The following is a 2,464-nucleotide window of genomic DNA, read 5'->3' as shown; positions in this document are numbered from 1 at the left end:
CAAGCAAGGCGGTCATCGCGCCGGCATGGATGCGATGATGCTGGCGGCCTCCGTGCCGTCCTCTCTTGCCGGTCGTCTCGCCGATTTCGGTGCCGGTGCCGGGGCCGCCGGCCTGGCGGTGCTGTCGCGCTGCCCGGCCGCTGAGGCGGTGCTTGTCGAACGCGCGCCGGAAATGGCGGCCTTCGCGGCAGCCACCCTTGCCCATCCCGGCAATGCCCATCTGAGCGATCGCGCCTCCGTGCTGGTCGCCGATGTCACCGTATCGGGCCGGGCGCGGGCGGCCGCCGGCCTCGCCGACAATGATTTCGACTTCGTCATCATGAACCCGCCCTTCAACGCTCCCCGGGACCGCGCCTCCCCCGATCGCCTCAGAAAAGAGGCCCATGTCATGGAGGACGGGGTGTTCGAGAGCTGGATCCGCAGTGCGGCGGCGGTGGTCAGGCCGCGCGGCGGGCTTGCCGTGATCGCCCGCCCCGAACAGCTCGGCGCCATTCTCGATGCGATCGCAGGGCGCTTCGGCGATGCCGAAATGCTCGCCGTCCACCCTCGCCCAGACGCCGCGGCAATCCGCATCGTTGTGCGGGCAGCGCTCGGGGCACGGGGAAAGCTTGCCATCCGCCCGCCCCTGATGCTGCACGCGCAATCAGGCAACGGCCCTGACGAGCGCAGCGAAATGATTACCAACGGCCTCGCCTCGCTGTTTGGAGATTGAGCTATTCTGCCTGGCCACATTGCCGTTGGCCGGGAAATCCCTACATGCCTGCAACCTATCGACCGGAGACCGCGCCCTCGTGAAACGCCTTATCAACCGCCTGCTGCCGAAATCCTGGCGCTCCACCGTCGTCACAATTCCGGTCATCCGGCTGCACGGCACCATCATGGCAGGCGGTGGCCAGTTCCGGCCGAGCCTGTCGCTGGCCTCCACCGCTGGCCTCATTGAGAAGGCGTTTTCCTACGACGCCCCGGCAGTCGCCATCTCGATCAATTCGCCCGGCGGCTCGCCGGTGCAGTCGCGGCTGATCTTCAAGCGCATCCGTGACCTGGCCACGGAAAAGAACAGAAAGGTACTGGTCTTCGTCGAAGACGTGGCGGCGTCGGGTGGCTACATGATCGCGGTTGCCGGTGATGAGATCTTCGCCGACCCATCCTCCATCGTCGGGTCGATCGGCGTGGTCTCGGCTTCGTTCGGCTTCCCGGAACTGATGAAGAAGATCGGCATCGAGCGACGCGTCCACACCGCCGGCCAGAACAAGGCGGTGCTCGACCCGTTCAAGCCCGAGAAAAAGGAAGATGTCGAGCGGCTGAAGGCGCTGCAGCTCGAGGTGCACGGCACGTTCATCGACCTCGTCAAGGAGCGGCGCGGCGCGAAACTGAAAGACGACCCGGACCTGTTCACCGGCCTGTTCTGGACCGGCATCAAGGGCCTTGAACTCGGCCTGGTCGATGCGCTCGGCGACATGCGCACGGTGCTCAAGACCCGTTTCGGGGCGAAAACCCAGCTCAGGCTGATCACGACACCGCGCGGTTTCCTCAGCCGCTTCGGCCTGTTTGGCTCAAGCAAGGGCTTTTCAGCGCCCGAGATCGCAGGCGCTGCCGCCAGCGGCCTGATCGATGCGGCGGAAGAGCGCGCATTGTGGTCTCGCTTCGAGCTTTGAAAACCCGGCAAAAGCGTCTAGCATGAGAGCTTAACCGACCCGACCGGCCACCTTCGCCGGCCCAGCGTGGGAGGAGTTTTGGTATGCCGCAGATCATTTTCTTCACCGTCGTTGGCGTCGCCGCCTATTTCGGCTACCGCACCTTCATCCGCGAAGCCGAACGCGTGACCGCCAAGGTGCGGCGTACCGAAAAGCAGACGGCCAACGGCGCGATGGGCACTTTGGTCAAGGATCCGAAGACCGGCGAGTACCGGCTGGCCAAGGACTGAGCACCATTTCGCAGACCATTGTGGACACCGACATCGGGTCGCGTAGCTGGCACGCGCACGCCAAGATCAATCTTGCGCTGCATGTCACCGGCAGGCGCCCTGACGGCTATCATCTGATCGAGAGCCTGGCGGTGTTCACGCGGTTTGGCGACAGGGTCGAAATCGCGCCTGCCGACAGCGATGAATTTACCGTGTCCGGCCGCTACGCCCCGGCGGTTCCTCTCGACGCCAGCAATCTGGTGCCTAGGGCGCGCGATGCCCTGCGACAGGCGGTCGGGCACGAGAGAACACCGCCGGTCGCTATCCGGCTGGAAAAGAACCTGCCGGTCGCCTCCGGCGTCGGCGGCGGTTCGAGCGACGCGGCGACCGTGCTGCGCGGGCTGGTGGAGACATGGGGCCTGGATATAGACGGCGCAGAGCTGGCGCGGATCGGCCTCTCGCTCGGCGCCGATGTGCCGATGTGCCTGGCGGCCAGACCTCTGGTCGCGCGCGGCATCGGAGATGAACTGTCGATGGTGCCGGATTTTTCGGCGCTTGGCC

At 65.7% G+C, this 2,464-nt stretch carries 4 protein-coding genes; all 4 read left to right on the top strand.

Features of this window, described 5'->3' with window-relative positions:
• Nucleotides 1-712 (top strand): methyltransferase (locus EN879_RS31970; protein WP_245493901.1); only part of this gene is annotated, 712 nt, incomplete at its 5' end.
• 79 nt (nucleotides 713-791) lie between these two features.
• Nucleotides 792-1,655, top strand: a complete 864-nt coding sequence (locus tag EN879_RS31965; protein WP_027164178.1) for a S49 family peptidase — start codon at nucleotides 792-794, stop codon at nucleotides 1,653-1,655.
• 83 nt (nucleotides 1,656-1,738) lie between these two features.
• Complete coding sequence (locus EN879_RS31960) at nucleotides 1,739-1,924, top strand: membrane protein (RefSeq protein WP_027164179.1); 186 nt, start codon at nucleotides 1,739-1,741, stop codon at nucleotides 1,922-1,924.
• Between the two features lie 20 nt (nucleotides 1,925-1,944).
• Nucleotides 1,945-2,464, top strand: a 520-nt coding sequence (locus EN879_RS31955; protein WP_127274523.1) for a 4-(cytidine 5'-diphospho)-2-C-methyl-D-erythritol kinase, incomplete at its 3' end; no start/stop codon positions are given.

The organism is Mesorhizobium sp. M7A.F.Ca.AU.002.02.1.1, assembly GCF_003998535.1.
Lineage (GTDB): Bacteria > Pseudomonadota > Alphaproteobacteria > Rhizobiales > Rhizobiaceae > Mesorhizobium > Mesorhizobium ciceri.
Note: the sequence above shows the minus strand (reverse complement) of the source record. Positions and strands in the feature narration are given on the sequence as shown.

Excerpts from the sequence above, each read along its gene's own strand:
- EN879_RS31960 (WP_027164179.1), top strand. The coding sequence starts at position 1,739 with ATGCCGCAGATCATTTTCTTCACCGTCGTTGGCGTCGCCGCCTATTTC.